4 protein-coding genes are annotated in these 3,568 nt (G+C 57.1%); all 4 read right to left on the bottom strand.

The features are described from left to right. Positions 1 to 65 precede the first annotated feature (65 nt). The 4 genes from CJZ98_RS17370 to CJZ98_RS17360 are packed head-to-tail and all read right to left on the bottom strand — an operon-like array spanning position 66 to position 3,489. Positions 66 to 1,793 carry an ATP-binding protein gene (locus tag CJZ98_RS17370; RefSeq protein WP_094592361.1) on the bottom strand — a complete coding sequence of 576 codons (1,728 nt, stop codon included), beginning with the start codon at positions 1,791 to 1,793 and terminating at the stop codon, positions 66 to 68. Next, the gene (locus tag CJZ98_RS17365; RefSeq protein WP_198537961.1) at positions 1,778 to 2,854 is read right to left on the bottom strand and encodes a SpoIIE family protein phosphatase; all 1,077 of its coding nucleotides are present in this window, start codon (positions 2,852 to 2,854) and stop codon (positions 1,778 to 1,780) included. Before CJZ98_RS17365 ends, CJZ98_RS17370 begins: the two co-directional genes overlap by 16 nt. Continuing rightward, positions 2,844 to 3,230 carry an STAS domain-containing protein gene (locus CJZ98_RS18925; RefSeq protein ID WP_198537958.1) on the bottom strand — a complete coding sequence of 129 codons (387 nt, stop codon included), beginning with the start codon at positions 3,228 to 3,230 and terminating at the stop codon, positions 2,844 to 2,846. Before CJZ98_RS18925 ends, CJZ98_RS17365 begins: the two co-directional genes overlap by 11 nt. Positions 3,231 to 3,273: 43 nt before the next feature. Then, positions 3,274 to 3,489, bottom strand: coding sequence for an STAS domain-containing protein (locus CJZ98_RS17360; protein WP_094592359.1), 216 nt, complete (start codon positions 3,487 to 3,489; stop codon positions 3,274 to 3,276). Between the last annotated feature and the right edge of the window lie 79 nt (positions 3,490 to 3,568).

Here is a 3,568-nt window from a genome sequence, read left to right as displayed (position 1 = left end):
GCTGTGTGCCTGGTGCGTTTCATGGTCGAGTCCCCGGCCCAGTCTGGCCGGATGAGGACTCTCATTCACCCTGGACCGGTTTCCGGGGTCCACGTCAGATTGATCTCGTTATCTTCCACCAGCAGCACGCGCAGCCCCTCCAGGTTCCAGCGGCTGCTTCCGTTTCCTGCCGCAGGCTTCTCTACTCTGGATGTTTCTCCTTGTGTGATTCGAGCCAGTGTCTTGCGAAGGGCACTACCGGTGACCGGCTTTGTGAGAAATCCCTCAATTGTGGTGTGGGGATGGTCTCGCAGTGCATGATCCTTGTCAAAGCCCGTAACCATGATGACGGGTGGGTAGTGTCGCTTCAGCCTCAGTTCTAGTTCTTCAGCCGTGCTGCAGCCATCCAGGCCTGGCATCATCCAGTCCATGAAGATCACATCGTAGGGATGCTCTTGTTCAACGGCCGAGAGCACCATCTGGATGGCCTCCTGCCCACTGGCGGCAGTCTCAATCCGGGGACACAGCTCGCTGAGAAGATCCTCCAGCACCGAACGCGCCACAGGGTTGTCATCCACCAGCAGCATCCGCCAGTTCTGCAGCACCTCCAGGTTGCCGTCTACCTGCCGGCTCATCTGCGGCACCATGCCCAGCCATGCCAGGCCATGGAAGGTGCTTCCCACTCCTGGATCACTGCTCACCGAGAGACCTCCGCCCATCAGCTCCAGCAATCGTCGACTGATCGTGAGCCCCAGGCCTGTTCCTCCATAGGTGCGGGTTGTGGAGGATTCTGCCTGAGTAAAGGCTTGAAACAGTCGATCGATCTGTTCTGCTGACATCCCGATACCCGTATCCCGCACGTCGATCGCAAGCTTGATCATGTCCTCTTTTCTGTCCGCCACCCACATGTGCACGTCAATCAGACCCGTTTCTGTGAACTTGATCGCGTTCGTGATCAGGTTGATCAGTACCTGCTTGAGCCTAAGGGAGTCGCCCCTGAGCGAGGTTGGTACGCCTTGTTCGACGTGATAGGAGATTTCAAGGCTCTTTTCCTCTGCCTTGAAGGCCACGATATCCGAGATTTCCTCAAGAATCTGATCCAGCTCAAAGGTCGCGTCTTCTAGCTCAACCTTTCCGGCTTCTATCTTGGAGAAATCGAGGATATCGTTGATGATGCCCAACAGGTGAATGCCTGCATTGTGAACCTTTGAGATGTAATCTTCCTGTTTTTCGGACAGTTCTGTTCTCAGCGCCAGATGGGAGAGGCCAATGATGGCGTTCATTGGTGTGCGCAGCTCATGGCTCATCTTTGCCAGGAACTCAGACTTTGCTCTGGTGGCTTCTTCGGCTTGCAGAATTGAGTCCTTGAGTTGTTCATTCATCAGGCCAGTCTGTCGGAACAGTTCCTCCCTGGATTGCTCCTGAATGATCGCTGCAGCCTCTTTGATCCGTTCTTCTGACATGGACTGAGCTGAGAGGGGCAGCCTCAGGATCTGCTCGTTCCGTCCGTAATTCGTGGTTGCTGTCTCCAATTGAACCAGTCGGATCGGACAGCGCGGTAGCTGACAGTTCCACTCCGTCTGCAGCCGCAGGGTGAGAGAAGGCTGCTCAGGCTTTTGCTCCAGCTCCACGCACACACGAATCGGATGCAGCTCGGAGACCAGCTGCGACCAGTCCCCCACCCAGGCCAGACAGGCTCTGATCGGTAAGTCGGCGGCTAACACCTGCAGCACACGATGCAGTTTGCTGCGCAGCAGAAGGCAGGAGGCCTCGTCCCACACTTCCAGCGATCCAATGGCTAAGGATGTAGGCATCTCACAATCAGGCAGGAGGCGTCGTCATGGATCTTGCCGGCATCGCGCAGGATCATGTCGCTGAAGTCCTGCGCTTTCATGCCTGGCCTGTAGAGGTCCCAGAGGTGTCGAGAGGTTGATTCGGAGATGCCGTCGGATGTCATCACGACGATGTCTCCCGGATGGATATCGACTTCCTGAATGAACGCTGATCGCATTCTCTGGCCGATAATTCCATCCCTGCTGACTCCTTGCCATCGCTGCTGCCCCAGCAGCCGGATGCTGATGTTTCCCACTCCAGAAAAGAGCAGTTTGTGCCTGGTCTGATCCAGCAGGGCCAAGCCGATCGCTGCTCCACGGCTTCCGCGGTGCTCCAGATGCACTTTCTCGAGGATCTCACCAATCCCTGCGCCACCATGCTGCAGAACAGTGTGCTGCATCTGGCAGGCCAGAACGTGGGCATCCGACCCATGGCCCGATACATCAATCAGGCCGGCAAGCAGTCCTTCGGGATGGTTCTGGAGGATGCTGATGTCGCCACTGACGCGCTCGCCCTGTATCGGTCTGATGGATAAGCCAACATCGTAATGCTCCAGATTCAGCTTGGCCGTATCAGCAGGCTGCGCATCCTCAACACGCTGCCTGGCTTTGATCGGTTCTCCATCCAGCCATTTGTTCGTCACAATCCTGGTGCCCTCACCCTGGGTTGTCTCGATGGCCATGTTGGTCATGATTCGATTGATGGCGGGGAGGCCCATCCCCAGGGTCCCTGAGGTGCTGAAGTGATCCTTCATGGCCTTCTCGACATCGTCGATACCCTTGCCCTGATCCACTGCTGATACCTGAATGGCGTCATGGCCGTGGTCCACGGTGCGATGAACCTCAATTGTTCCTGTGCCGGCATATTTCAGGATGTTAGTCCCCAGTTCTGATACCACGGTGGCAATCATTACCTTGTCCTGTTCGCTGAGATCAGCCATGAATGGCAGTCTTCGGGTCATGGCCACGGCGCCATACAGGCTGGTGATGCTCACGATCTGGAAGGCGGCCATCTTCTGTTCAGCCTCTGCTTCAGCGGGCATGCTTGCTCGCCCCTTCAGTTGAGAAGTGCTCCATGGCATCCTCAATGCCAAGGAAGAAGCTGATCTCAGGGTGTATGGCTTCTGACTCTGCAAGATAGAGAACCACTTCGTGGCAGAGATTCGAGATAGCCACCTGTGGCCCCAGCAGGTGCAGGGAAAGAAGCATGGAATAGATGCGTTCATATTCGCTATGGCTGAGCAACTGCACCGTCGAAAAATCCAGCACAACTGCCTTGGGCCTTTCCTTGGCGACCTTCTCGCCCAGCAGGGTGTTGAGATCCCGGAACTGGTCTGAATCCAGATCGGGCTGCATGGTCACCAGCAGCATGCCTTGCAGCTTCGTAATGGAGATGCCTGAGTTCTGGGCTTCCCTCATGCTCACTCCATCCTTCCTTGCGTCTTCGTTGTTGCGGCCTCAATCACCGCAGGCTCAGGGCTGTGCCCTGCTCCTCCAGCCGGGACTGACCGATGCGGGTGCCCAGGCTGGTCAGTGCCGTTTCGAAGGCGTCCCGGAGGGTGGCAGTCGTGCGGATTTCACCCACATTCACCCCGAGTTCCACGATGGTGCGGGCGATGGCAGGGGAGAGGCCCGAGATGATGGCCTCACAGCCAGGGCCGCCTAAAAGTCTGTCCACGGTGTCATCCGCGCCCCTGTCAGCATCGGTTTAGGTCGGTGGGTCTCACCGCTGGCGATGCCCGACATCTCTTCCGCCG

The sequence above is a fragment of the Vulcanococcus limneticus LL genome (genome assembly GCF_002252705.1).
Classification (GTDB): Bacteria; Cyanobacteriota; Cyanobacteriia; order PCC-6307; family Cyanobiaceae; genus Vulcanococcus; species Vulcanococcus limneticus.
The sequence above is the reverse complement of the archived record's forward strand: the minus strand, read 5'-3'. Positions and strand labels throughout refer to the sequence as shown.